This window comes from Streptomyces sp. BB1-1-1, assembly GCF_031597775.1.
GTDB lineage: Bacteria > Actinomycetota > Actinomycetes > Streptomycetales > Streptomycetaceae > Streptomyces > Streptomyces thinghirensis.
Window position 1 is genome coordinate 3,556,439 of the sequence record NZ_CP134203.1, and the last position, 22,737, is coordinate 3,579,175.

The 22,737-nt window shown below is 70.1% G+C and carries 28 protein-coding genes and 4 tRNA genes; 6 read left to right on the forward strand and 26 right to left on the reverse strand.

Annotated elements, in window-relative coordinates:
* Positions 1 to 177: 177 nt before the first annotated feature.
* From rplL to RI578_RS16305, 9 genes are all read right to left on the reverse strand, one after another.
* Positions 178 to 558 carry a 50S ribosomal protein L7/L12 gene (gene rplL, locus RI578_RS16265; RefSeq protein WP_310871751.1) on the reverse strand — a complete coding sequence of 127 codons (381 nt, stop codon included), beginning with the start codon at positions 556 to 558 and terminating at the stop codon, positions 178 to 180.
* A gap of 123 nt (positions 559 to 681) precedes the next feature.
* Positions 682 to 1,212: a 50S ribosomal protein L10 gene (rplJ, locus tag RI578_RS16270; RefSeq protein WP_003974311.1), complete on the reverse strand. Its 531-nt coding sequence runs from the start codon at positions 1,210 to 1,212 to the stop codon at positions 682 to 684.
* 308 nt (positions 1,213 to 1,520) lie between these two features.
* The gene (locus tag RI578_RS16275; RefSeq protein ID WP_310871752.1) at positions 1,521 to 2,369 is read right to left on the reverse strand and encodes a DUF1396 domain-containing protein; all 849 of its coding nucleotides are present in this window, start codon (positions 2,367 to 2,369) and stop codon (positions 1,521 to 1,523) included.
* Positions 2,370 to 2,464: 95 nt separating this feature from the next.
* Positions 2,465 to 3,286 (reverse strand): hypothetical protein, encoded by an 822-nt coding sequence (locus tag RI578_RS16280; RefSeq protein WP_310871753.1) that lies wholly within the window; start codon positions 3,284 to 3,286, stop codon positions 2,465 to 2,467.
* A gap of 150 nt (positions 3,287 to 3,436) precedes the next feature.
* On the reverse strand, positions 3,437 to 4,162 hold the full coding sequence (rplA, locus tag RI578_RS16285) for a 50S ribosomal protein L1 (protein ID WP_121748636.1): 726 nt from the start codon (positions 4,160 to 4,162) through the stop codon (positions 3,437 to 3,439).
* A gap of 107 nt (positions 4,163 to 4,269) precedes the next feature.
* The gene (rplK, locus tag RI578_RS16290) at positions 4,270 to 4,704 is read right to left on the reverse strand and encodes a 50S ribosomal protein L11 (RefSeq protein WP_003974315.1); all 435 of its coding nucleotides are present in this window, start codon (positions 4,702 to 4,704) and stop codon (positions 4,270 to 4,272) included.
* Positions 4,705 to 4,854: 150 nt separating this feature from the next.
* On the reverse strand, positions 4,855 to 5,730 hold the full coding sequence (gene nusG, locus RI578_RS16295) for a transcription termination/antitermination protein NusG (RefSeq protein WP_310871754.1): 876 nt from the start codon (positions 5,728 to 5,730) through the stop codon (positions 4,855 to 4,857).
* Between the two features lie 80 nt (positions 5,731 to 5,810).
* The gene (gene secE / locus RI578_RS16300) at positions 5,811 to 6,098 is read right to left on the reverse strand and encodes a preprotein translocase subunit SecE (RefSeq protein WP_210957964.1); all 288 of its coding nucleotides are present in this window, start codon (positions 6,096 to 6,098) and stop codon (positions 5,811 to 5,813) included.
* A 108-nt stretch (positions 6,099 to 6,206) separates the two neighbouring features.
* Positions 6,207 to 6,279 (reverse strand) — tRNA-Trp (locus tag RI578_RS16305).
* A 215-nt stretch (positions 6,280 to 6,494) separates the two neighbouring features.
* Here RI578_RS16305 and RI578_RS16310 point away from each other — a divergent pair.
* Entirely contained in the window at positions 6,495 to 7,721 is a 1,227-nt protein-coding gene (locus tag RI578_RS16310; protein WP_310871755.1) for a pyridoxal phosphate-dependent aminotransferase, read from the forward strand.
* A 123-nt stretch (positions 7,722 to 7,844) separates the two neighbouring features.
* Positions 7,845 to 8,876 (forward strand): adenosine deaminase, encoded by a 1,032-nt coding sequence (locus RI578_RS16315; RefSeq protein WP_310871756.1) that lies wholly within the window; start codon positions 7,845 to 7,847, stop codon positions 8,874 to 8,876.
* A 317-nt stretch (positions 8,877 to 9,193) separates the two neighbouring features.
* Here the strand turns inward: RI578_RS16315 and RI578_RS16320 are convergent, their stop codons facing one another.
* Positions 9,194 to 9,790: a helix-turn-helix domain-containing protein gene (locus RI578_RS16320; protein ID WP_310871757.1), complete on the reverse strand. Its 597-nt coding sequence runs from the start codon at positions 9,788 to 9,790 to the stop codon at positions 9,194 to 9,196.
* Positions 9,791 to 9,929: 139 nt separating this feature from the next.
* Here RI578_RS16320 and RI578_RS16325 point away from each other — a divergent pair, with 139 nt between their 5' ends.
* On the forward strand, positions 9,930 to 10,562 hold the full coding sequence (locus RI578_RS16325) for an NAD(P)H-binding protein (protein ID WP_310875783.1): 633 nt from the start codon (positions 9,930 to 9,932) through the stop codon (positions 10,560 to 10,562).
* A 46-nt stretch (positions 10,563 to 10,608) separates the two neighbouring features.
* On the opposite strand, the gene RI578_RS16330 is transcribed toward RI578_RS16325, so the two are convergent.
* The 10 genes from RI578_RS16330 to RI578_RS16375 form a co-directional block, all read right to left on the reverse strand.
* Positions 10,609 to 11,664 carry a UDP-N-acetylmuramate dehydrogenase gene (locus RI578_RS16330; protein ID WP_310871758.1) on the reverse strand — a complete coding sequence of 352 codons (1,056 nt, stop codon included), beginning with the start codon at positions 11,662 to 11,664 and terminating at the stop codon, positions 10,609 to 10,611.
* 104 nt (positions 11,665 to 11,768) lie between these two features.
* A complete protein-coding gene (locus RI578_RS16335; RefSeq protein ID WP_310871759.1) occupies positions 11,769 to 12,149 on the reverse strand; it encodes a DUF3291 domain-containing protein in 381 nt (126 codons plus the stop codon).
* 101 nt (positions 12,150 to 12,250) lie between these two features.
* Positions 12,251 to 13,720, reverse strand: a complete 1,470-nt coding sequence (locus RI578_RS16340) for an MFS transporter (RefSeq protein ID WP_310871760.1) — start codon at positions 13,718 to 13,720, stop codon at positions 12,251 to 12,253.
* A 138-nt stretch (positions 13,721 to 13,858) separates the two neighbouring features.
* Positions 13,859 to 14,431 carry a TetR/AcrR family transcriptional regulator gene (locus RI578_RS16345; protein ID WP_310871761.1) on the reverse strand — a complete coding sequence of 191 codons (573 nt, stop codon included), beginning with the start codon at positions 14,429 to 14,431 and terminating at the stop codon, positions 13,859 to 13,861.
* A gap of 58 nt (positions 14,432 to 14,489) precedes the next feature.
* Complete coding sequence (locus tag RI578_RS16350; protein WP_310871762.1) at positions 14,490 to 15,104, reverse strand: dihydrofolate reductase family protein; 615 nt, start codon at positions 15,102 to 15,104, stop codon at positions 14,490 to 14,492.
* 128 nt (positions 15,105 to 15,232) lie between these two features.
* Positions 15,233 to 15,661: a MaoC family dehydratase gene (locus tag RI578_RS16355; protein ID WP_310871763.1), complete on the reverse strand. Its 429-nt coding sequence runs from the start codon at positions 15,659 to 15,661 to the stop codon at positions 15,233 to 15,235.
* Positions 15,662 to 15,668: 7 nt separating this feature from the next.
* Positions 15,669 to 16,121 carry a MaoC family dehydratase N-terminal domain-containing protein gene (locus RI578_RS16360; protein ID WP_310871764.1) on the reverse strand — a complete coding sequence of 151 codons (453 nt, stop codon included), beginning with the start codon at positions 16,119 to 16,121 and terminating at the stop codon, positions 15,669 to 15,671.
* A gap of 117 nt (positions 16,122 to 16,238) precedes the next feature.
* Positions 16,239 to 16,403, reverse strand: a complete 165-nt coding sequence (gene rpmG, locus RI578_RS16365; protein WP_003948671.1) for a 50S ribosomal protein L33 — start codon at positions 16,401 to 16,403, stop codon at positions 16,239 to 16,241.
* A gap of 91 nt (positions 16,404 to 16,494) precedes the next feature.
* Positions 16,495 to 16,567, reverse strand: a tRNA-Met gene (locus RI578_RS16370).
* A 46-nt stretch (positions 16,568 to 16,613) separates the two neighbouring features.
* Positions 16,614 to 16,686 (reverse strand) — tRNA-Thr (locus RI578_RS16375).
* A gap of 212 nt (positions 16,687 to 16,898) precedes the next feature.
* On the opposite strand from RI578_RS16375, the gene RI578_RS16380 reads away from it, so the two are divergent.
* Positions 16,899 to 18,176: a hydrolase gene (locus RI578_RS16380; protein ID WP_310871765.1), complete on the forward strand. Its 1,278-nt coding sequence runs from the start codon at positions 16,899 to 16,901 to the stop codon at positions 18,174 to 18,176.
* An 81-nt stretch (positions 18,177 to 18,257) separates the two neighbouring features.
* Positions 18,258 to 18,914 carry an NAD(P)H-binding protein gene (locus RI578_RS16385; protein WP_310871766.1) on the forward strand — a complete coding sequence of 219 codons (657 nt, stop codon included), beginning with the start codon at positions 18,258 to 18,260 and terminating at the stop codon, positions 18,912 to 18,914.
* A 47-nt stretch (positions 18,915 to 18,961) separates the two neighbouring features.
* On the opposite strand, the gene RI578_RS16390 is transcribed toward RI578_RS16385, so the two are convergent.
* Positions 18,962 to 19,180 (reverse strand): hypothetical protein, encoded by a 219-nt coding sequence (locus tag RI578_RS16390; protein WP_310871767.1) that lies wholly within the window; start codon positions 19,178 to 19,180, stop codon positions 18,962 to 18,964.
* Between the two features lie 113 nt (positions 19,181 to 19,293).
* Positions 19,294 to 19,375 (reverse strand) — tRNA-Tyr (locus RI578_RS16395).
* Between the two features lie 235 nt (positions 19,376 to 19,610).
* On the opposite strand from RI578_RS16395, the gene RI578_RS16400 reads away from it, so the two are divergent.
* Positions 19,611 to 20,099, forward strand: a complete 489-nt coding sequence (locus RI578_RS16400) for a YajQ family cyclic di-GMP-binding protein (RefSeq protein ID WP_121748622.1) — start codon at positions 19,611 to 19,613, stop codon at positions 20,097 to 20,099.
* Between the two features lie 140 nt (positions 20,100 to 20,239).
* Here RI578_RS16400 and RI578_RS16405 read toward each other — a convergent pair whose 3' ends face one another.
* From RI578_RS16405 to htpX, 4 genes are all read right to left on the reverse strand, one after another.
* Positions 20,240 to 20,506: a GlsB/YeaQ/YmgE family stress response membrane protein gene (locus RI578_RS16405; RefSeq protein WP_055418406.1), complete on the reverse strand. Its 267-nt coding sequence runs from the start codon at positions 20,504 to 20,506 to the stop codon at positions 20,240 to 20,242.
* Positions 20,507 to 20,606: 100 nt separating this feature from the next.
* Positions 20,607 to 21,191, reverse strand: coding sequence for an SMI1/KNR4 family protein (locus tag RI578_RS16410; RefSeq protein ID WP_310871768.1), 585 nt, complete (start codon positions 21,189 to 21,191; stop codon positions 20,607 to 20,609).
* Positions 21,192 to 21,302: 111 nt separating this feature from the next.
* Complete coding sequence (locus RI578_RS16415) at positions 21,303 to 21,719, reverse strand: YccF domain-containing protein (RefSeq protein WP_310871769.1); 417 nt, start codon at positions 21,717 to 21,719, stop codon at positions 21,303 to 21,305.
* On the reverse strand, positions 21,716 to 22,579 hold the full coding sequence (gene htpX / locus RI578_RS16420) for a zinc metalloprotease HtpX (RefSeq protein WP_210957975.1): 864 nt from the start codon (positions 22,577 to 22,579) through the stop codon (positions 21,716 to 21,718). The genes RI578_RS16415 and htpX overlap by 4 nt, the downstream gene beginning before the upstream one ends.
* Between the last annotated feature and the right edge of the window lie 158 nt (positions 22,580 to 22,737).

A 22,737-nucleotide genomic window follows, 5' to 3' on the forward strand; every position in this document is an offset into this window, starting at 1 on the left:
GGCTCTCAGGGCCCCGGCGACGGCACGACGAAGATCACCATACTCTTCGCCGTCGCGCGTGCAAGGCAGCCACCGCCGGACCCCCGGATACGCCGAAGAGCGACCACCCGGATGGATGATCGCTCTTCGGTGCTGTGGCGTTACAGATCCTGACGGATCCGTTGAGCCTTCGCGGTCTTACTTGACCTCGACCGAGGCGCCGGCGCCCTTGAGGGACTCGGCGGCCTTCTCGGCGGCGTCCTTGGCGACCTTCTCGAGGACGGGCTTCGGGGCGCCGTCCACGAGGTCCTTGGCCTCCTTCAGACCCAGGGAGGTCAGCTCGCGCACGACCTTGATGACCTGGATCTTCTTGTCGCCGGCACCGGTGAGGATGACGTCGAACTCGTCCTTCTCCTCGGCCTGCTCGGCCGGGGCGGCCGGGCCGGCCGGGGCGGCGGCGACCGCAGCGGCGGCGGTGACGTCGAACTTCTCCTCGAAGGCCTTCACGAACTCGGAGAGCTCGATGAGGGTCATCTCCTCGAACTGGGCGAGCAGGTCGTCCTGGCTGAGCTTCGCCATGATGGCGGTCCTTCCACTAATTCGGCAGGTGCCGGATGTACGGGGTGAGGCGGGCGTACGTCGGGCCCGCGTCGACCCTCACCTCATGCGGTTCATGCGGCGAGGATCGGAAAGCGAGCCGAATTACTCGGCACCGCCCTGCTCGTCCTGCTTGGCACGGAGCGCGTCCACGGTGCGGACGAGCTTCGAGGGAAGCGCCTGGAAGAGCTGCGCAGTCTGGGACTGCTTGCCCTTGAAGGCACCCGCCAGCTTGGAGAGCAGAACCTCGCGGGACTCGAGGTCCGCAAGCTTCTTGATCTCGTCGGCGGACATCGCCTTGCCGTCAAGGACACCGCCCTTGATGACGAGATTCGGGTTGTCCTTGGCGAAGTCGCGCAGACCCTTCGCCGACTCCACCGGGTCACCGGTGACGAAGGCGACGGCCGTCGGACCAGCGAAGAGCTGGTCGTCGAGCGTGATCCCGGCCTCGTTGGCCGCAATCTTGGTCAGCGTGTTCTTCACCACGGCGTACTGGGCGTTCTCACCGAGCGACCGGCGCAGCGTCTTGAGCTGCGCCACGGTGAGACCGCGGTACTCGGTCAGCACAGCGGCGTTGGAGCTGCGGAACTTGTCCGTCAGCTCGGCAACCGCGGCAGCCTTTTCGGGCGTCGCCATAGAGCCTCGGCCTCCTTCCGGGTGATTCGGACCGCGCGGACCCGAAGGAGGACTGGGGAATACGAAACGCCCCGGCGCAGGCGCACGGGGCGTGGCTCGACCGTTGATCACACGCACGAGGCGTGGACTGACGGGAGCTCATCCACAGTCACCTGCGCGGGTCGTCCGCAGTTCAGCGGATCCTTCGGCCACCGTGCCCTCTCGCGAGCACACGGCAACGACCAGCGGTCTTTGGCTTCTGGGGAAGCGTACGTGAACGGGGCAGTGTCAAGCAAATCCGCCCGTACGGCGACTTGGCCTGCTGGGACTCAGCCCTGCTGGGACTCCTGCATCATCTCGGCCAGGTCGACCGTGTCCTTGGCGGGCGGGGCGGTGACCTTCACGGGCTCGTTGAAGCCGAGGAAGGTGATGGTCATGTCCAGCGGGCCCTTGTCGGCGTCGCCGCGCATGCGGAACTGCTTGGTGCGGTCGTCGCCGTCGATCCACATGTCCATCGTGAGCTTGTCGACGCCCATCTTCTCGTACTGCTCGATGCTCTTCTGGCGCTTCTCCCGGGTGTCCTTGTCCTCGTCCCCGATGGACTTCTCCAGGTCGGCGAGGCTGACCGTGCCCTTGTAGTGGGTGGTCCGCACGCCGTCGACGGTCTCGGTGCCGACCTTCTCCACGTCCTTGGCGCCGGTGAGGAAGGTGGACTCGGTCGCCGGGTTCTTGTCGGCCTGGGAGGCGCCGCCGAGCTGGTTCAGCTCCTTGTCGGCGCCCAGCGCGGACAGGTCGAACTTGATCCAGCTCTTGCCGTCCATCTCCTTGGCCGCCTCGGCGCCGCCGCCGATGTACATGGCCTTGTCGACGAGCCGGATCTCCGCCTTGGCGTCGGGGCCCTGGTCGAGTGCCGTCATCTTCATGCTCATCGCGAGCGTGGGCTTGATCTGCATCTCGGCCTCGGCCTTGACCCGGCCCTCCTCCGGGGCCCGTCCGGTCATGCGGTAGCGGAGGGAATCGATCTCCTCCGTGTTCTTCGCCGCCTTGGCGACGGCCGCCGCCGGCGTCATCTTCGGGGACTCCTCGGCCCCGTCACCCTTGGAACAGCCCACCGCGCCGGCGGCGAGCAGCAGCGCGGCCAGCCCGGCACCCACGGGCATGCGCACGGAAGTCTTCATGGAGTCCCCCCACGGAACACAGATAGAAGCAGCCTTCACACAGCAGGACGCGAGCGTACCCAAGTCGGTTCGAACGGTCTTGTGAATTCTGTGGATCAGCCGCCCTCCCCGCCGCCCTTCCCGCCGCCCTCCTGCGCCTTCAGCAGTTCCTTGAAGTCCGCGGTGTCGGCGGCCGGAGGGCGCTCGGCGGACACGGCGACGCCGTAGTCGCTGTAGTACGCGGTCTGGCTCAGCTCGCCGGTCTCCGTCCGGCCTCGCTCGACCTTCTTGACCAGCAGGTCCCGGTCGTCGACCCAGATGTCGACGGTCTGCTCGGTGGCGCCGTCCACCGTGCCGGTCCAGTGCGTGGTGCGCCGGCCGCGGGTCGTCTCCTCCCCGACCTTGCGTACGTCGTCGGAGGCGAGCAGCTGCTTCACCGCCTCGTGGGGCGTGGTCTTGCGCATCTGGTCCGCGAAACCGGCGCCCGCGCCGTCGCCGAGGTCCTCCAGGTCGGCGTAGACGTACTTGATCCAGTGTCTGCCGCCCACCCGGTCGGCGAACGCGTCGCCCATCCTGGCGTAGTAGGCGTCGGGCAGGTACCGGGCCTCCATGGCGGTGGTGCCGAGCCGGCGCATGGTCTCGGCGGTCGTGCCGCCGGTGTACGTGATCGTCAGGGTGCCGGTGAGGCCGTCGCGCCAGCCGAGGGCGCCGACGGCGTCCAGGGACAGCTCGCGGCCCATGACGGTCGTGGACTCGACCCTCGCCGAACCCGCCCGTCCGGTGGCCCGCTCGACGGAGCGCAGCGACCGCGTCGACGGGTCGGTGGTGTCGGTGGCGTCGTCGGTCGGCCCGTCGGCCGAGGTGCAGGCGGTGACGCACGCCAGCGCGGCCGTCACCGCGAACGAGGCGACCGTACGGCGTGCCGTCGTGCCCGTCATGCGCCCACCCCTTGTCCCCGTGTGCCCCCGCGCGCGATTCCGCGCTGCCCGCACGCTAACCCAGCGCTCCGACACCCGTACGGGAAAAGGGAACGGGCCCCGCACCTCGGAAGGTGCGGGGCCCGTGAACCGGTTGGGCGAGCCGTGGGCTCAGACCGCCGCCGGGTCCTCCTCGACGAGGAGGTTGCGGGTGCGGTTGGAGTCGATCTGAATGCCGGGGCCCATCGTGGTGCTGATGGCGGCCTTCTTGATGTAGCGACCCTTGGCGGCGGACGGCTTCAGACGGAGGATCTCCTCCAGCGCCGCGGCGTAGTTCTCCACCAGCTTGGTGTCGTCGAAGGACGACTTGCCGATGATGAAGTGCAGGTTCGAGTGCTTGTCGACGCGGAACTCGATCTTGCCGCCCTTGATCTCGGTCACGGCCTTGGCCACGTCCGGGGTCACGGTGCCCGTCTTCGGGTTCGGCATCAGACCACGCGGGCCGAGGACGCGGCCGAGGCGGCCGACCTTGCCCATGAGGTCCGGGGTGGCGACGACGGCGTCGAAGTCCAGACGGCCCTTCGACACCTCGTCGATCAGTTCGTCGGAGCCGACGATGTCGGCGCCGGCGGCGGTCGCGGCCTCGGCACGGTCACCGGTCGCGAAGACCAGGACCCGGGCGGTCTTACCGGTGCCGTGCGGGAGGTTCACGGTGCCGCGGACCATCTGGTCGGCCTTGCGCGGGTCGACACCCAGGCGGAAGGCGACCTCGACGGTGCCGTCGAACTTGGTCGTGGAGGTCTCCTTGGCGAGACGGACGGCCTCGAGCGGGGCGTAGAGCTTGTCCCGGTCGATCTTGGCGTCCGCAGCGCGGAGAGACTTGCTGCGCTTGCTCACTACTGCTCCTGTTGCTTCTTAGGAGTCGTGGTCCGGGCCGAGCAGGCCCCGCCACACTGTCCTGACCTTGCGGCTACCGCCGCGTGGCTTGCTTACGGGGGTGGAGGTCAGCCCTCGACCGTGACGCCCATGGAACGAGCGGTACCGGCGATGATCTTCTCCGCCTGGTCCAGGTCGTTGGCGTTGAGGTCGGGCATCTTGGTGGTGGCGATCTCGCGGACCTGGTCGCGCGTGATCTTCGCGACCTTGGTCTTGTGCGGCTCGCCGGAGCCCTTCTCCACGCCCGCGGCCTTGAGGATCATCTTGGCGGCCGGCGGCGTCTTGGTGATGAAGGTGAAGGAGCGGTCCTCGTAGACCGTGATCTCCACCGGGATGACCCAGCCACGCTGCGACTCGGTCGCGGCGTTGTAGGCCTTGCAGAACTCCATGATGTTGACGCCGTGCTGACCCAGCGCGGGGCCGACCGGCGGGGCCGGGTTCGCGGCACCGGCCTGGATCTGGAGCTTGATGAGCCCCGTGACCTTCTTCTTCTTGGGAGGCATTCCGGGTCCTCTGTTCCTATGTCTCTTTCCTGATGCCAAAAGGCAACCGCACTACCCTAACGGGTATATCAGCGCGGCTAAAAACCGAGCAGGTCAGACCGGCTGCGGGAGCCTGTCTGACCCGTTCGGTGGCTTTGGACGCCGAAGGCGCTAGTTCTTCTGGATCTGGTCGAAGCTCAGCTCGACCGGGGTCTCGCGGCCGAAGATCTCGACGAGGCCCTTGACCTTCTTCGAGTCGGCGTTGATCTCGTTGATCGTGGCCTGCAGCGTCGCGAACGGACCGTCGGTGACGGTGACCGAGTCGCCGACCTCGAAGTCCAGCACCTGGACCTCGACCTTGCGCTGCGGCGCCGGCTTGCCCTCGGCCTCGGCGGCCTCGCGGGCGGCCTTCTCCTCGGCCTCCGGGGCGAGCATCTTGACGATCTCGTCCAGCGTCAGCGGGTACGGGTCGTAGGCGTTGCCGACGAAGCCGGTGACGCCGGGGGTGTTGCGGACGACACCCCAGGACTCGTTGGTCAGGTCCATGCGGACGAGGACGTAGCCGGGCAGCTTGTTCTGCCGGATCGTCTTGCGGTCGCCGTTCTTGATCTGGACGACCTCTTCCTGCGGCACCTCGGCCTGGAAGATGTAGTCCTCGACGTTCAGGGAGACGGCGCGCTGCTCGAGGTTGGTCTTCACGCGGTTCTCGTAACCGGCGTACGTGTGGATCACGTACCACTCGCCGGGCAGGACGCGCAGCTCCTGACGGAGCTTCTCGATCGGGTCGATCTCGGGCTCGGGCTCGGGCTCGGCGGCTTCGGCGGTCTCCGCGTCGGCGTCCTCGGCCTCCGCGTCCTCGCCCGCCTCCTCGGCGGTCTCGTCCTGGGCCTCGGCGGTCTCGTCCGCGTCCGCGACGACGGCGTCGTCGGCAGCCTCGGCCTCGGCGGAGGCCTCGGTGTCCTCGTTGTCGGCGCCCTCGACGATGCCGGGCTCGTCCTCGACGGACTCGACCGGCTCGATGGCGTCGTTCACGTTCGGGTCAGACACGGTGGCTGCTTCTTCCTGGATACATAGGGGTGGAACACGCGAAAGGGGCGCCGGGTACCTCGGCGCCCTTCGCTCTCGACTCAGCCGAAGACGTACTTGGCGGCGTGAGAGAAGCCATAGTCAATCAGTGTCACCAGGCCGATCATGATGACCACGAAGATGATCACGACGGTGGTGTACGTCGTCAGCTGATTGCGGGTCGGCCAGACAACCTTGCGCAGCTCCGCGACGATCTGGCGGTAGAAGAGCGCGAGGCGCTTCAGCGGGCCCTTCTTGGCGCGCTTGCCGCCCTTGCGCGACTTCTTCTTGGAGTCCGGCGCCTCGTCCTGGGCATCAGGCATGTCGATGGAGCCCACGGCGTCCGTCACTCGTCCTCACCTGATTCCGGGTCGTGGCCGTGCCGCGCCCGGTTGGAGCCGCACGGCGGTGCATTGCTGTACGTACATGCGCACACATCCTGGCGAAGGTGTGTGTAGCAGGGCCGGAGGGACTTGAACCCCCAACCGCTGGTTTTGGAGACCAGTGCTCTACCAATTGAGCTACGACCCTTTGCGTGTCCCCCAACGTACCGCATCCGCCCGGGTGCTTGGTGTGCACCGGATGACCGCGGGCCGCTGAAGGCCAACGAGGTGAGAGTGTACGTGCTCACGGGCCGGGCGTCGAACAGAAAGCACGCCCGGACTGATGTTCAGGGCTTGACCCGCTCCTGCTCAGTCCGTGAAACCCCTGTGCCGGGGAGGTTTCCGGTCTGAAACGATGGGGTCATGAGCGCTGCAACCCCTCCCACCGAGCGCCGGGTCTCCGCCCGAGTCGGCGCGATCTCCGAGTCCGCCACCCTCGCCGTGGACGCCAAGGCGAAGGCCCTCAAGGCCGCCGGGCGGCCGGTGATCGGCTTCGGCGCCGGTGAGCCGGACTTCCCGACCCCGGACTACATCGTCCAGGCCGCCGTCGAGGCCTGCCAGAACCCGAAGTACCACCGCTACACGCCGGCCGGCGGGCTGCCCGAGCTGAAGACCGCGATCGCCGCGAAGACGCTGCGCGACTCCGGCTACGAGGTCGACCCGTCGCAGATCCTGGTCACCAACGGCGGCAAGCAGGCCATCTACGAGGCGTTCGCCGCGATCCTCGACCCGGGCGACGAGGTCATCGTCCCGGCGCCGTACTGGACGACGTACCCGGAGTCGATCCGGCTGGCCGGCGGTGTCCCCGTCGAGGTCGTCGCCGACGAGACGACCGGTTACCGGGTGAGCGTGGAGCAGTTGGAGGCCGCGCGCACCAAGAAGACGAAGGTCGTCCTCTTCGTCTCGCCGTCGAACCCGACGGGCGCCGTGTACAGCGAGGCCGAGACCGAGGCGATCGGCCAGTGGGCCGTCGAGCACGGTCTGTGGGTGCTGACCGACGAGATCTACGAGCACCTCGTCTACGGCGACGCCTTCTCCGTGTCCATGCCCGCGCTGCTGCCCGAGCTGCGCGACAAGTGCATCGTGGTCAACGGTGTCGCGAAGACGTACGCGATGACCGGCTGGCGGGTCGGGTGGGTCATCGGCCCGAAGGACGTCGTCAAGGCCGCGACGAACCTCCAGTCGCACGCCACGTCCAACGTGTCCAACGTGGCCCAGGCCGCGGCGATCGCCGCGGTCTCCGGCGACCTGGACGCCGTGGCGAAGATGCGGGAGGCCTTCGACCGGCGCCGTCAGACCATCGTGCGGATGCTCAACGAGATCGACGGCGTGCTGTGCCCGGAGCCCAAGGGCGCGTTCTACGCGTACCCGTCGGTGAAGGCGCTCCTCGGCAAGGAGATCCGCGGCAAGCGTCCGCAGGACACGGTCGAGCTGGCCGCGCTGATCCTGGAGGAGGCCGAGGTCGCGGTCGTGCCCGGCGAGGCCTTCGGCACGCCCGGGTACCTGCGGCTGTCGTACGCGCTCGGGGACGAGGACCTCGTCGAGGGCGTGAGCCGGATCCAGAAGCTGCTGGCGGAGGCGCGGGACTGACCGCCGCTCGCTGAGCAGGGCCGCACCTCGGCGTCGAGGTGCGGCCCTGTTTGTTTGTGCGAGCAAGACCACGTACGGGGAAAGTGCTGTCGGGCCGGGCGTGTCGTGCGGCAGGATCACGGAATGGAGCGTGTACGTGATGTCTCTGAACTGCCGAAGGCCCATCTCCACCTGCACTTCACCGGGTCGATGCGGCCCGCGACCCTGCTGGAACTGGCCGACAAGCACGGTGTGCGTCTGCCCGAGACGCTGACCGATGCGCTGGGCCGCGGGGAGTCCCCGAAACTGCGGGCGACGGACGAACGGGGCTGGTTCCGCTTCCAGCGGCTGTACGACGCGGCGCGATCGTGCCTCCAGGAGCCGGAGGACATCCAGCGGCTGGTCCGCGAGGCCGCGGAGGAGGACCTGCGGGACGGGTCGGGGTGGCTGGAGATCCAGGTGGACCCGACGTCGTACGCGCCGCGGCTGGGCGGGCTGATCCCGGCGCTGGAGATCATCCTGGACGCGGTGGAGACGACCGTGCGGGACACCGGGATCGGGATGCGGGTGCTGGTCGCCGCGAACCGGATGAAGCATCCGCTGGACGCGCGGACGCTGGCCCGGCTCGCGGTGCGGTACGCGGACCGGGGCGTGGTCGGGTTCGGGCTCTCCAACGACGAGCGGCGGGGCATGGCCCGGGACTTCGACCGGGCGTTCGCGATCGCGCGGGACGGGGGGCTGCTGTCCGCACCGCACGGGGGCGAGCTGACCGGGCCGCTGTCCGTGCGGGACTGCCTGGACGACCTGGAGGCCGACCGGATCGGGCACGGGGTGCGGGCGGCGGAGGACCCCCGGCTGATGAAGCGGCTGGCGGACCGGCAGGTGACGTGCGAGGTGTGCCCGGCGTCGAATGTCGCCCTGGGCGTCTACGAGAAGCCGGAGGACGTACCGCTGCGGACCCTGTTTCAGGCGGGGGTCCCGATGGCGCTGGGCGCGGACGATCCGCTGCTGTTCGGGGCGCGGCTGGCCGCCCAGTACGAGATCGCCCGGGACCACCACGGGTTCACGGACGCCGAACTGGCGGAACTGGCACGCCAGTCGGTACGGGGCTCGGCCGCGCCGGAGGACGTGAAGGGGAGGCTGCTGGCGGGGGTGGACGACTGGCTGACCGAGTAACCGGGCACGAGCAGGGATTCGTCCGTCTGGCGTTCGGTGGCGGTGGGGTCGGGGCTCGTTCCCGCCCGGCTCCGGGTAGTCGGGGCTCGTCCACGCCCGGCTGCGGGCCGTCCGGGCTCGTCCGCGCCCGGCTCCGGGCAGCCGGGGCTCGTCCGCGCCCGGCTCCGGGCAGCCGGGGCTCGTCCGCGCCCGGCCGCAGGTAGCCGGGGCTCGTCCGGCGCCCAACTGCGGGCCGTCCGGGCTCGTCCCGCCCAGCTGCGGGCCGTCGGGGCCTGCCTCCGCCCGGCCGCGTGTCCCGCCCCGCGTCGGGCAGCAGTTCAGCAGATTCCCGCGAGCAGCGTCCGGGCCAGTCGCCGCGCGAAGTCGTCCACCGGTGGACGGGTGCCGGTGCGCGTCGCGTCGTACGCGAACGCCCGCTGCGAGCAGGCGCCCAGCAGGAGCGACGCGGCGGCGAAGGTGTCCGCGTCGGCGCGGACCCGCCCTGCGGCCTGCTCGGTGCGCAGGTAGGCGTCGAGGCCCTCGATCGGCAGGTGCGGCCCGGTGCCGAGCTCCCGCATCGCGTCGTCGTGCCGCCGCTTGAGCTGCGTCTGGGCGTACAGCGAGGCGGCGATCGGGAAGCTCTGCTCGTAGAAGAGCGCGGCCTGGCGGGCGATCTCCGTGAGGTTCTCCTCCAGGGAGGCGCGGCCCGGCTCCGTGGCGAGGCCGTGCAGCAAAGGAGTCAGCCGCGGCAGCCGTTCGGACAGGACGCGGATGAAGAGCTCTTCCTTGCTCGCGAAGTGCTTGTACAGCGCGGCCTCGGAGCAGTCGGCTCCCTTGGCGATCTCCTTGGTGGTGGCGCGGGCCAGCCCGACGGTCAGCATCAGATCGTGGGCGGCGTCCAAGATGCGTTCCCGGGCCGGCTTGGCGGACGGCATGGCTGCTCCCGTCGGGGCTTGACGCGTGGGTGAGTACTTACTCACCCTAGAGGAGAGGGCGGTGAGTGAGTACTCACCCACCGCGCTCACCACCAGAGCGCAGAGCGCAGCCACGCCGCCGTGCGGAACGGAGTACGCCATGAAGCTCACCGTCTTCGGTGCCACCGGGGGCATCGGCCAGGAAGTCGTCCGGCAGGCACTCGACGCCGGTCACCAGGTCACGGCCGTCGTACGGGACCCCGCGCGGCTGTCCGTCACCGGCGAGCGCCTGGAGGTGTTCCGCGCGGACCTGAGCGACCCCGCAGCGGTGCGGCCCGCGGTGGCCGGGCGGGACGCCGTGCTGTCCGGGCTCGGCGCACGTCGCCGCGCCGACGCCGGGGTCGCGACCAGGCTGACCCGGACGGTACTCGACGCGATGGAGGCGGAGGGCGTGCGCAGGCTGCTGGTCGTCAGTGCCGCCCCCGTCGGGCCCGAGCCGCAGGACGCCGGGCTGCTGGACCGGGGCGTGCGCGGGGTCGTCTCCGCCGTTCTCGCGGGCATCTACGCCGATCTGCGCGCCATGGAGGCCGAGCTGGCGCGCAGCGCCACCGACTGGACGGTCGCCCGGCCGCCGCGGCTGCAGGACAAGCCGGTGTCCGGCCGGTACCGGACGGTGGTCGGCGGCTTCCCGTCCAAGGGCCGTCTCATGGGCCGCGCCGACGTCGCCCATGCGATGCTCGCGATGACCGGAGACGCGGGGACCGTGAAGCAGGGCGTGGGTATGGCGTACTGACGCCCTGAACTTCGGGCTGCGGCTGCGGCTGCGGCTGCGGCTGCGGCTAGAGGCTGACGCCGACCGTCACCGGTTCGTTGACCAGTGTGACGCCGAAGGCCTCGCGGACGCCGGTGACGACCTCGCGGGCCAGGGCGAGCAGGTCCTCCGTGGTCGCGTCGCCGCGGTTGGTGAGGGCGAGGGTGTGCTTGGTGGAGATGCGGGCGGACCCGGTGCCGTAGCCCTTGGTGAAACCGGCCTTGTCGATCAGCCAGGCCGCGGAGGTCTTGATACGGCCCTCCCCGGCCGGGAAGGCGGGCGGCTCGGCGCCGGCGCCGAGGCGCTCGTCCACGCGCGCGCGGAACACCGCGAACTCCTCGTCCGTGAGGATCGGGTTGGTGAAGAACGACCCGGCCGACCAGGTGTCGTGGTCCTCGGGGTCCAGGACCATGCCCTTGCCGGCGCGCAGCTTCAGCACGGTGTCGCGGGCTTCGGTCAGCGGTACCCGCTCGCCGGGCTCCACGCCGAGGGCGCGGGCCGTCTCGGCGTAACGGAGGGGCGCGGAGAGCCCGTCGGCGTCCTCCAGCCCGAAGCGGACGCGCAGGACGACGTACCGCTCGGGCTCGGCCTTGAAGCGGCTGTGGCGGTAGGAGAAGCCGCAGTCGCTGTTGGTGAGGGTGACGGTCTCGCCGGACCTGCGGTCGTAAGCGATCACCTCGGTGATCGTCGAGGAGACCTCCTGGCCGTACGCGCCGACGTTCTGGATGGGGGTCGCGCCCGCCGAGCCGGGGATGCCGGCCAGGCACTCGACGCCGGCGAGTCCGGCCTCGACGGTGCGGGCGACGGCGTCGGTCCAGATCTCGCCGGCCGCCAGCTCCAGCGTCGTGCCGTCGAGGGAGAAGCCGCGCGTGGCGATGTGCAGGGCGGTGCCGTCGAAGCCCTTGTCGCCGATGACCAGGTTGGAGCCGCCGCCGATGAGCAGCAGGGGCGTGCCGGTGTCGTCGGCCTCGCGGACGGCGTCGATCACCTCGGCGTCGGTCGTGGCCGTGACCAGCCGGGTCGCCGGTCCTCCCAGCCGGAAGGTGGTCAGCGGGGCGAGGGGGGCGTCGTGGAGTTCCTGCACGCGCCCAAGACTACGAGACGGCACTGACAGCCCGGAGCAGCGGGAAACGCCCTGACCGTTCGGCCGGGGCGTTTCCTGTCCTCATATCCGTCCTTACCCGGCCCTCAGCGAAGCCGCTCCCGCACCTCCGCCCAGCTCACCGGGAGCGCGTCGCTCGGTGCCGCCCAGGAGGCGAACTTCGAGTCCCGCATCTGCGCGGACAGCCCGCGAGAGGTCGGCGCGTGGTTGCCGGAGTGGGCGAACGTCTTGAGGGCCTCCGGCGACTCCCAGGCGGACACCGTCCAGAACGTCCGCTTGAACGGCTCCGCCTTCAGGGAGGCGCCGTACGCTCCGGGCGCGCCCCCGATCTGGCGCCACACGCCCGGCGTGCGCGCCAGGAACTTCAGCGCTCCCCACAGCGTGCGGGTCTCGAAGCGGGAGGCGAAGACGTGTACCTCGGTGGCCTGCGGCGGCCGGTTCGGCACGGTCCAGGGGAGGGTGGGCATGTCGGACTCCTTTCGCTCGTGCCTTGTTTCTCGGGCTTTGTTTGTCGTGCTTGGTTTCTCGTGCTTGGTTTCTCGTGCGTCGCTTCGCGCTTGGGCGTGCGTCAGCGGGAGGCCGTTTCCCCGGCCGGGACGAGCACCGGCTCGGCTGTCGGTGCCGGTCCGGTCCCGGACCCGTCGGTGGACGCCTGGTCGTCCCGGCGGCGGGACGGGATCACGAGGGCCGCGAAGCCTCCGAGGGCGACCACACCGGCGCCCACCGCGACCGCGGGCCGCAGCCCGTCGACGAAGGACCGCCCGGACTCGTAACCGCCCTGCGCCGCGAAGATCGAGCCCATGATCGCGATGCCGAGCGCGCCGCCCACCTCCCGCAGGGCGTTGTTCGCGCCCGACGCGATGCCCTGCTCCTTCGGTACGACGCTGGACATCACCAGGGCGGAGGCGGGAGCGAAGAACAGGGCCATGCCGATTCCGCTGATGATCAGACCGGGCAGCTGGACGGCGTAGGAGGCGTCGGCCGTGATCACGGAGGCGAGGTAGCCGAGGCCGGCCGCCTGGAGGAAGAGTCCGGCGGCGACGACCGGGCGCCCGCCGATCCGGTCCGAGAGGATGCCGGCGATCGGAGCGACCAGCATCGGCATCCCGGTCCAGGGCAGCATGCGCAGGCCTGCCTCGGTGGGCGAGTAGCCGAGGACGCCCTGCATGTACTGGCTGAGCAGGAAGATCGAACCGAACATCCCCAGGAACATCAGCAGGCTCGCCGCGTTGATGCCGGAGAAGGCACGGGAGCGGAACAGCCTCATGGGCAGCATGGGGTTCCTGTGGTTGATGCCGTGATGGACGAAGCCCGCCAGCAGCGCGGCGCCGGCGAACAGAGCGATCAGCACCACGGGGCCGTCCCAGCCGTCCACGGGTCCGCGGACCAGGCCGTAGACGATGCCGAAGAGTCCGCCGCTGGCGAGCAGGGTGCCGGGGAGGTCGAGCGGGGCGCCGGTGCCGTACGACTCGGCGAGGCGAAGGCGGGCGAGGGGCAGCAGGGCGAGCCCCAGCGGAACGTTCAGCCAGAAGATCCACTGCCAGGAGATGTGCTCGGTGAGGCTGCCGCCGACCAGCGGACCGGAGGCCACGGCGAGCCCGTTGACGGCGCCCCAGATGCCGTACGCCATCCCGCGCCGTTCGGCGGGCACGGCGGCCGTCAGCAGGGTCAGCGTCAGCGGCATCATGATCGCCGCGCCGACGCCCTGGACCGCGCGGGCGGCGATGAGCGAGTCGATGCCGGGCGCCAGGGCCGCGGCGGCGGAGGCACCGGTGAAGACGGTGAGGCCGACCACGAAGAGCCTGCGGCGGCCGAAGCGGTCACCGAGGGCCGCGCCGAACATCAGGAGCACCGCGAAGGTGAGCGTGTAGGCACTCACCGTCCATTCCAGGTCGTGCAGCGCCCCGCCCAGGTCCTCGCGGATGGCGGGCAGGGCGGTGGTGACGACGAGATTGTCCAGTGCCGCCATGAAACCGGCGACGCTGGTGATGACGAGGGCCCAGCCTGCTCCCCCACGACGTGCGCTTTCGTGCGACATCTCTCCCCCAGAGGGTGTCCACTGATCGTGATCGGTTGGTTTGGTTAGTAATTACTGACTAACTTAATGAGGCATACGAAAGCGCCCACCCCGAGCGCGGCGTGCACGCCCTGCGCGCCCGCACGCACCCGTGCGCCCCTACGCGCCTTCTTCGTTCCGCCTGACCTGCGCCGAGAGGTGGAGGCCGTCCCAGATCCGGTGTCCGGGCGGGAAGCCCATGCCGGCCAGGGCATTGATGAGCATCCCGTACGCCATGAACGTCGTCGTCTCGTTGACGTCACCGCCAAGGGGCAGGCGTACGGCGTCCCAGAGATCCAGCCAGCCCTTGCGGACCATCTCGCCGAACTCGTGATCCCCCGCCGCCTCCGCCGCCGCGACCGTGACGTACACCTGCAACTGCATCTGGAGCCGCTCGGGCTGCTCGTCGATCAGTCGCGTGTAGGCCTCGGCCATGGCCTGCAGGGCCTCTTCGCCGTACAGACCCTCGGACGACACCTCGAAGACCCGACGGGTGTCCTGCAGGCAGCGTTCCGCCGCCGCCAGGAAGATCGCCTTCTTGCTCGGGAAGAGCCGGAAGAGATACGGCTGGGAAACTCCCACCCGCTTGGCGATGGCGTCCGTGGACGTGCCGTAGTAGCCACCCCGGGCGAACTCGCTCGTCGCCGCACGGATGACACTCTCGCGCCGCTCCTCTGCACTCATCCTGACCATGCGAAGTAAGTTAGTACTCAATCACTAACTACGTCAACGTCAACGTCAAGAGAACACGTCACAGGACGTCGTACGTCAGGTGCGTCGCGGTCGATGTCCGGGTCACGCCGCGCTGCACCAGCGTGCGCGGCGCTCCGCCGGTGAACAGCGGCGTCCCGGCGCCCAGCACCACGGGCGCGAGGTGCAGGGACAGGCCGTCGACCAGCCCGGCGCCGAGCGCCGAGCCGATCGTGGCACCGCCGCCCATGAGGACGACGTCGAGGTCCTTGCCGCCGTCCGACGACGCCGCCTCGGCGCGCTCCCGCGCGGCGTCGAGGGCGTCGGGCAGACCGGTGGTGACGAACGTCCAGTCGAGGTGGGTGAGTCGCACCGACTCCGGCCGCGAGCTGGTCACGACGACGAACGCGGGCTTGCCGACCTCGCCGGCGCCGTAGCCGGACGTGTCGTCCCAGCCGTACGGCCCGTCGACCACGTCGAAGAGCCGGCGGCCGAGGACGACGGCACCCGAGCGTGCGGTCGCCTCGCGCAGGATCCGGCGGTCGTCGGGGTCGTCGGAGAACGCCCAGGTGTGCAGGGCCTCCCCGCCGGTGCCCAGACCGCTGTCCGGGCCGGGGTCGGGCCCGGTGACGTAACCGTCGAGGGAGATCGAGATGTCAGCGATGATTCGGGTCATACAGAACAGACCCGATCCGCCACCCGGACTCATCGCTCACGCATGGCGGGTACCGGGGATGGGCCCCGGCCGGCCCCCGTCGCCTCCCGGCAGCCCAACCGCCGGGGACGAGGACCGGCCACCCGGTCTCAGGCGAGTCGTACGACCGCCCGGGACATGCCGAGGACCTTCTGACCGGCGCTGGTGGCCGTGAGGTCGACGCGGACGGTGTTGTCGTCGAGCTTGGCCGCGACCTTGCCGCTGACCTCGATCACGGCACCGTGGTCGTCGTTCGGGACCACGACGGGCCGGGTGAACCGGACGCCGTACTCCACGACCGCGCCCGGGTCGCCGGTCCAGTCGGTGACCACGCGGATCGCCTCGGCCATCGTGAACATGCCGTGCGCGATGACGTCCGGCAGGCCGACCTCCTTGGCGAACTTCTCGTTCCAGTGGATCGGATTGAAGTCGCCGGAGGCACCCGCGTACCGCACGAGAGTGGCGCGGTTCACAGGGAAACTCCGCGCGGGCAGTTCGGTGCCGACCTCGACGTCACTGTAAGTGACCTTCGCCGTCATGGGATGCTCACGCCTCCTCGGCCGCGCGGGCCACGAGCTTGGTCCAGGCGGTCACGACGTGCTCGCCGGCCTCGTCGTGGACCTCGCCGCGGATGTCCAGGATGTCGTTGCCCGCCATCGACTTGATCGCCTCGATGGTCGAGGTCACCGTGAGCCGGTCACCGGCCCGCACCGGGCGGACGTAGGCGAACTTCTGGTCACCGTGGACCACCCGGCTGTAGTCCAGGCCGAGCTGCGGGTCCTCGATGACCTGACCGGCCGCCTTGAACGTGATCGAGAACACGAAGGTCGGCGGAGCGATCACATCCGGGTGGCCGAGCGCCTTCGCGGCCTCCGTGTCCGTGTACGCCGGACTGGCGTCACCCACCGCCTCCGCGAACTCGCGGATCTTCTCCCGGCCCACCTCGTAGGGCTCGGTGGGCGGATAGGTCCGCCCCACGAACGACTGGTCGAGCGCCATGGGCTCGCAACCTCCTGCTGCTCTGTGCGGCTGTGGGCGCCCTCTCGGGCCCCACTGAACAAAACGACACGAGGCCGCCCCCAAACCTCGGGGACGGCCTCGTGTACGAGCCTGTTTCTATCGCGTTTCGCGGTGCGCGGTGTGCGCGTTGCAACGCGGGCAGTGCTTCTTCATCTCCAGTCGGTCCGGGTTGTTACGCCGGTTCTTCTTGGTGATGTAGTTCCGCTCCTTGCACTCCACGCAGGCCAGCGTGATCTTCGGGCGGACGTCGGTGGCAGCCACGTGAGTGCACTCCTTGACGAACGGATTGATGGTATTAACGCAAGAAAGAGTAGCCGATTGAAGGACCGACCCCGCAATCGGCTACTGAGAGTAGCGGTGACCGGACTTGAACCGGTGACACAGCGATTATGAGCCGCTTGCTCTACCGACTGAGCTACACCGCTGTGATGCGATCGGGCCCCGCCTCGCGGCGGGAACCTCTCACACCAGAGCCCCAATACGGAATCGAACCGTAGACCTTCTCCTTACCATGGAGACGCTCTGCCGACTGAGCTATTGGGGCGAGCGATGAAGACATTACACGGTCGCCCGCCGATCGCCCAAATCCGTTTCGCCGCCCCTGTCCCGGCCCGTCCCCACCGCCGCGGGGACGGCAGACCGCACCGGTACGACTATTGCGCTCCTCCGCGCCACGGACTGATCACCGTCCTAGGCTCGACTCACTCTGCGTGATCTTGCGTCCCCCACTGCGCAGTCCGAGCCCAGAGGAGCGCGATGCCCGACAGCCAGCCGCAGCCGCCCCACTCGCCCTCCCCCTCGGGCCCCGCCGACCGCGGCTCGCTCCTGCTGTCCGGGGCGCGGCTCACCGACGGCCGGACCGTGGACGTACGGCTGCACGGCGGGCGCATCGAGGCGGTCGGCACGGCCGGCAGCCTGACGGCGGCCCGCACACCCGGCCCCGGCACCCGCGTGGACCTCTCCGGGTACCTGCTCCTCCCGGCCCCCGCCGAGCCCCACGTCCACGGCGACACGGCGCTCACGGCCGACGCCCCCGGCCCCGTCTCCTACGACCCCCAGGACGTCCAGCGCCGGGCCACCGAGGCCGCCCTGCTCCAGCTGGGACACGGGGCGACCGCGGTGCGGGCACACGTGCGGGTGGGCGACGTCGCGGGGCTGGGCGCGCTGACCGCCGTGCTGCGGGCGCGGCGTTCGCTGCGCGGGCTGGCCGAGCTGACCGCGGTGGCGATGCCGAGGGTGCTGACCGGGGTGGCCGGGGCCGACGGGCTGGCGATACTGCGGGACGCGGTCAAGATGGGCGCGGACGTGGTGGGCGGGTGTCCGGACCTGGACCCCGATCCGACCGGGTACGCGGAGGCGGCCCTGGAGGTCGCCGCCGAGCACGGCTGCCCGGTCGACCTGCACACGGACGCCGCCGACCCGGTGCGGCTGGCCCGGCTGGCGGCGATGGCGGGTGGGCTGCGCCCCGGAGTGACCCTCGGCCCCTGCGACGGGCTGGGCCGCCTGCCCGCCGACGCGGCTGCCCGGGCCGCCGACCGGCTCGCGGCGGCCGGGGTGACGGTGGTGTGCCTGCCGCAGGGCGCCTGCGGCGCCGTCGACCGCCGCGACGGCACCGCTCCGGTACGGCTGTTGCGCGCGGCCGGGGTGCGGGTGGCCGCCGGGAGCGGTGCGCTGCGGGACGTGTCCAACCCGGTCGGGCGCGGTGACCCCCTGGAGGCCGCCTACTTGCTGGCCGCGTGCCACGGGCTGCGCCCGGAGGACGCGTACGACGCGGTGAGCGCGGCGGCGCGGGCGGCCCTGGGCCTTCCCGAGGTACGGGTCGAGGCGGGCTTCCCGGCCGAACTCCTCGCGGTACGCGGGGACCGGCTGGCGGGGGCGTTGTCGCTGGCGTACAGCCGGATCGTGGTGCACCGGGGGCGCGTTGTGTCACGGACCAGCGCCGTACGGGAGTACGGCGACTCGACGACCGCGACCGACCTGGGGCTGCCTCGGCAGGGGCGCGGGGGGCCTGCGGGGCGTGGGGAGGCCTCCTGACGGAGGGAGCGCGGCGCACGTCCGGTGGATGCGGCCGAAGTCGTGCGGCGCGGGCGGCCGTCGGAGCGTACGGTCGAAGACATGCGCATTGTCATCGCTGGTGGTCATGGTCAGATCGCGCTGCGGCTGGAGCGCCTGCTCGCCGCGCGTGGTGACGAGGCGGCGGGCATCATCCGCAAGGCCGAGCAGGCCGACGATCTGCGTGCGGCCGGCGCCGAACCGGTCGTGCTCGACCTGGAGTCGGCCTCGGTCGACGAGGTCGCGGAGCGGCTGCGGGGCGCGGACGCGGCGGTCTTCGCGGCGGGCGCGGGCCCCGGCAGCGGAGCGGCCCGCAAGGACACGGTGGACAAGGCGGCGGCGGTCCTCTTCGCGGACGCGGCGGTCCGGGCGGGCGTACGGCGCTTCGTCGTCGTGTCCTCCATGGGCGCCGACCCGGGCCACCAGGGGGACGAGATCTTCGACGTCTACCAGCGCGCCAAGGGCGAGGCCGACGCGTACGTGCGCTCGCTGGACGAGCTGGACTGGACGATCCTGCGCCCGGGCGCGCTGACGGACGACGCCGGTACCGGCCTCGTACGCCTGGAGGCACACACCGGCCGGGGCCCGGTCCCGCGCGACGACGTGGCCGCCGTACTGGCGGAACTGGTCGACACCCCGGCCACGAACGGCCTGACCCTGGAGCTGATCAGCGGTTCCACGCCCGTGTCGGTGGCGGTGAAGTCGGTGGCCGGGAACTGAGGGCGCGGGGCGCGTGGGGCGCGTGAGGCGCGCCCCGGCACGCGTGGTCAGAACAGCGGCAACTGCCCGGGAAAGTCGGGGACGACGTACCCGTCCAGGGACGGCTGCGCCGCACCGAGCTGCGCCGTGCGACGCGACCCCGGGCAGGAGACGAGCTCGCCGCTCTCCCGCGTCCCGGGCGGATCGTGACGCGTGTACCGCCCCGCGACGACGGCGATCTCGCGACGGCACTCGGGGCAGGTTCTGCGACGGGAGGACGAGACCATGTCACCAGTCTGCCCGGCAGCACCCGCAGCGAGAGTCCCTCTCTCGGGGCCGACACATGACGAAGACCCCGTGACCTGCTGTTCGGGCAGGTCACGGGGTCTTCGTTCCCGTGTGGCGGCGCCAGGATTCGAACCTGGGAAGGCTGAGCCGGCAGATTTACAGTCTGCTCCCTTTGGCCGCTCGGGCACACCGCCGGGGTTCGCTGCCCGTCGAACCGCTTTTCGGCGGTGCTCCGTGGCAACGACGTAAACAATACCTGATGTGGAGGGGTGCTTCGCCACCCGATTGATCGCCGCTCGGGGGGCGGCGGGTGACTAGGCTGGTCCGGATGCGGCCGAGGCCCCCTGCGGGCTCGCCGGCCGCCGTTGTACGCCGGTACGGACCCGATACGCGGCCCGACACGCACCCAGATACAAGGAGCCACAGGACATGGCCGACTCCAGTTTCGACATCGTCTCGAAGGTCGAGCGGCAGGAGGTCGACAACGCCCTCAACCAGGCCGCCAAGGAGATCTCGCAGCGCTACGACTTCAAGGGCGTGGGCGCCTCGATCTCCTGGTCCGGGGAGAAGATCCTCATGGAGGCCAACTCCGAGGACCGGGTGAACGCTGTCCTCGACGTCTTCCAGTCCAAGCTGATCAAGCGCGGCATCTCGCTGAAGGCTCTGGACGCGGGCGAGCCCCAGCTCTCCGGCAAGGAGTACAAGATCTTCGCGTCGATCGAGGAGGGTATTTCCCAGGAGAACGCGAAGAAGGTGGCCAAGCTCATCCGCGACGAGGGCCCCAAGGGCGTGAAGGCCCAGGTGCAGGGCGAGGAACTGCGGGTCACCTCCAAGAGCCGGGACGACCTGCAGACCGTGATCGCCCTGCTGAAGGGCCAGGACTTCGACTTCGCGCTGCAGTTCGTGAACTACCGGTGACCTGCTGAGCCGACGGCGCGACCGAGGCGACGAGGCGTTGGACGTCCCCGCGGATGATGAGGGTGTGCACCGTACGGTGCGCGCCCTCATCGTCCGCCGTTCATGTGCCGGATCGTCCGCCGGCCGCGGTCCCACCGTGTTCAGTCGCGCGAGTTGCCGAACAGGAGCCGGTAGGCGACCAGGAGCACCAGGGAACCGCCTATCGCCGCCGCCCACGTGGCGCCGTCGTAGAAGTCCTTGCTGACCGGGTGGTCCAGCCAGCGGGCCGATATCCAGCCGCCGATGAACGCCCCCGCGATGCCTATGAGGGTGGTGCCGACGAGCCCTCCCGGGTCGCGGCCCGGCAGCAGGAACTTGGCGATGGCTCCGGCCAACAGTCCGAGGATGATCCAGCCGATAACGGTCATGCCGTGAACCTGCCCTTTCTCTCTGTGCCCGCGCTGTCCCAACGCTGTGGGCTCGTTCCTCCGCGCGTCTTCTTGCCGTCTGGGTGGGAGGACGTTCCGATCACGCCCGGTGGTTGCGCTGATCAGCAGGGGTGCGACCCATCACACCTGCGGTTTCGGTCCACGTGGCCAGCTCGAGCCCACCGTTGGCCTCCTCGTACCAGCCCGTGCCGTCGACCCAGGCGCGCAGCCAGTCCGTGAGGCTCGGGGCGTCGACGAACCAGGCCCGGTCGGCGCTGCCGGGGTTGGGCTCGAAGAGCAGGACGGTGGCCTGCGGGGAGCGGCAGTCCACGCACGCGTACATCGCGCAGCCCCAGTGGGATATCGGCAGGACTCCCTCGGGCCAGGGCCAGTCGGGATCTTTCAGTCCTTCCTCGCGGTTGGCGAGGTACTGGGAGACAGCGGCGGGCTCGCCGGAAGGCGGGCTGTCGAGCAGGGGCAACAGGCCGTACTCGGGGCCGAACCCACCGTCTCCTATCCGCAGGTAGAGCTCGGCGAGCAGTGGGGGCAGGGAGAAGCCCAGGGCGGCCTCGGCGCGGGCGGGCGTCGCCTCGTCGACGGGCTCGGGCAGGGAAGCCCAGCCCCACGGACGGGTGTTGCGTGCCTTGTCGGCCACCCGTGCCAGCAACTGCTCGATCTCGGTCATGGGTTCATGATGCAGGCCGCCGCTGACAACCGAGCGGTCCTGTGGACAACCCTTGGGCTGTGGAGAACCCTTGGGCTGTGGAGAACCCTTGGGCTGTGGAGAACAGGGCTCCTACCAGCCGGACCGCTGCGTGGAGCCGGTGGCCGTGAACGGCTGGTCCGTCCGCACGATCTCGCGCCCCATCGGGAGCAGCGAGACCGGGATCAGCTTGAAGTTGGCGATGCCGAGCGGAATGCCGATGATCGTGACGCACAGCGCGATGCCGGTGACGATGTGGCCGATGGCAAGCCACCAGCCGGCGAGGATCAGCCAGAGCACGTTGCCGACGCAGGAGGGTGCCCCCGCGTCGCGGCGCTCCACCGCCGTGTACCCGAAGGGCCACAGAGCGTAGACACCGATGCGGAAGGCCGCGATGCCGAACGGGATTCCGATGATCGTGATGCAGAGCAGCGCGCCCGCGACCAGGTAGCCGAGGAACAGCCAGAAGCCGCTGAGCACGAGCCAAATGACGTTGAGGATGGTCTTCACTGCTGACGACCTGCCATCTTTTCGAGTCGGGCGATTCGCTCCGCCATCGGCGGGTGGGTGGAGAACATCTTCGAGAGCCCCTGTCCCGGCCGGAAGGGGTTCGCGATCATCATGTGGCTGGCGGTCTCGATCCGGGGCTCCGGGGGCAGCGGGAGCTGCTTCGTGCCCATCTCGAGCTTGCGCAGGGCGCCGGCCAGGGCGATCGGGTCACCGGTGAGCTGGGCGCCGGAGGCGTCGGCCTCGTACTCCCTGGAGCGGCTGATCGCCAGTTGGATGACGGTGGCGGCGAGCGGACCGAGGATCATGATGAGGAGCATGCCCAGCAGACCGGGTCCGTCATCGTCGTTGGAGCGTCCGATGGGGATCAGCCAGGCGAAGTTGACCAGGAACATGATCACGGAGGCGAGGGCGCCGGCGACGGAGGAGATCAGGATGTCGCGGTTGTAGACGTGGCTGAGTTCGTGTCCGATGACGCCGCGCAGTTCCCGCTCGTCGAGCAGGCGCATGATGCCCTCGGTACAGCACACGGCCGCGTTGCGCGGGTTACGGCCGGTGGCGAAGGCGTTCGGTGCCTCCGTCGGCGAGATGTACAGCCGGGGCATGGGCTGACGGGCCTGGGTGGAGAGCTCGCGGACCATGCGGTACAGCGCCGGGGCCTCGAACTCGCTGACCGGGCGGGCACGCATCGCGCGCAGGGCGAGCTTGTCGCTGTTCCAGTACGCGTACGCGTTCGTGCCCAGGGCGATGAGGACGGCGACGACGAGCCCCGCTCGGCCGAAGAAGCTGCCGATGACGATGATGAGCGCCGACAGTCCCCCGAGGAGTACTGCGGTCCTGAGCCCGTTGTGCCGGCGGTGCACGGTACGCCCTCCAAGTGGTGCAGCAGGGGAACCCTTTGCTTGCTGGTGTCGCTCGCTGTGGTCGCTTCCTGGTCTCCGATGCCACCGGTGCCGTGGCGTCACGTCCAGTGGACCCTTCCGTACTGGTCAACGCCAGGCGAGGGCCACCAGTTCCCTGG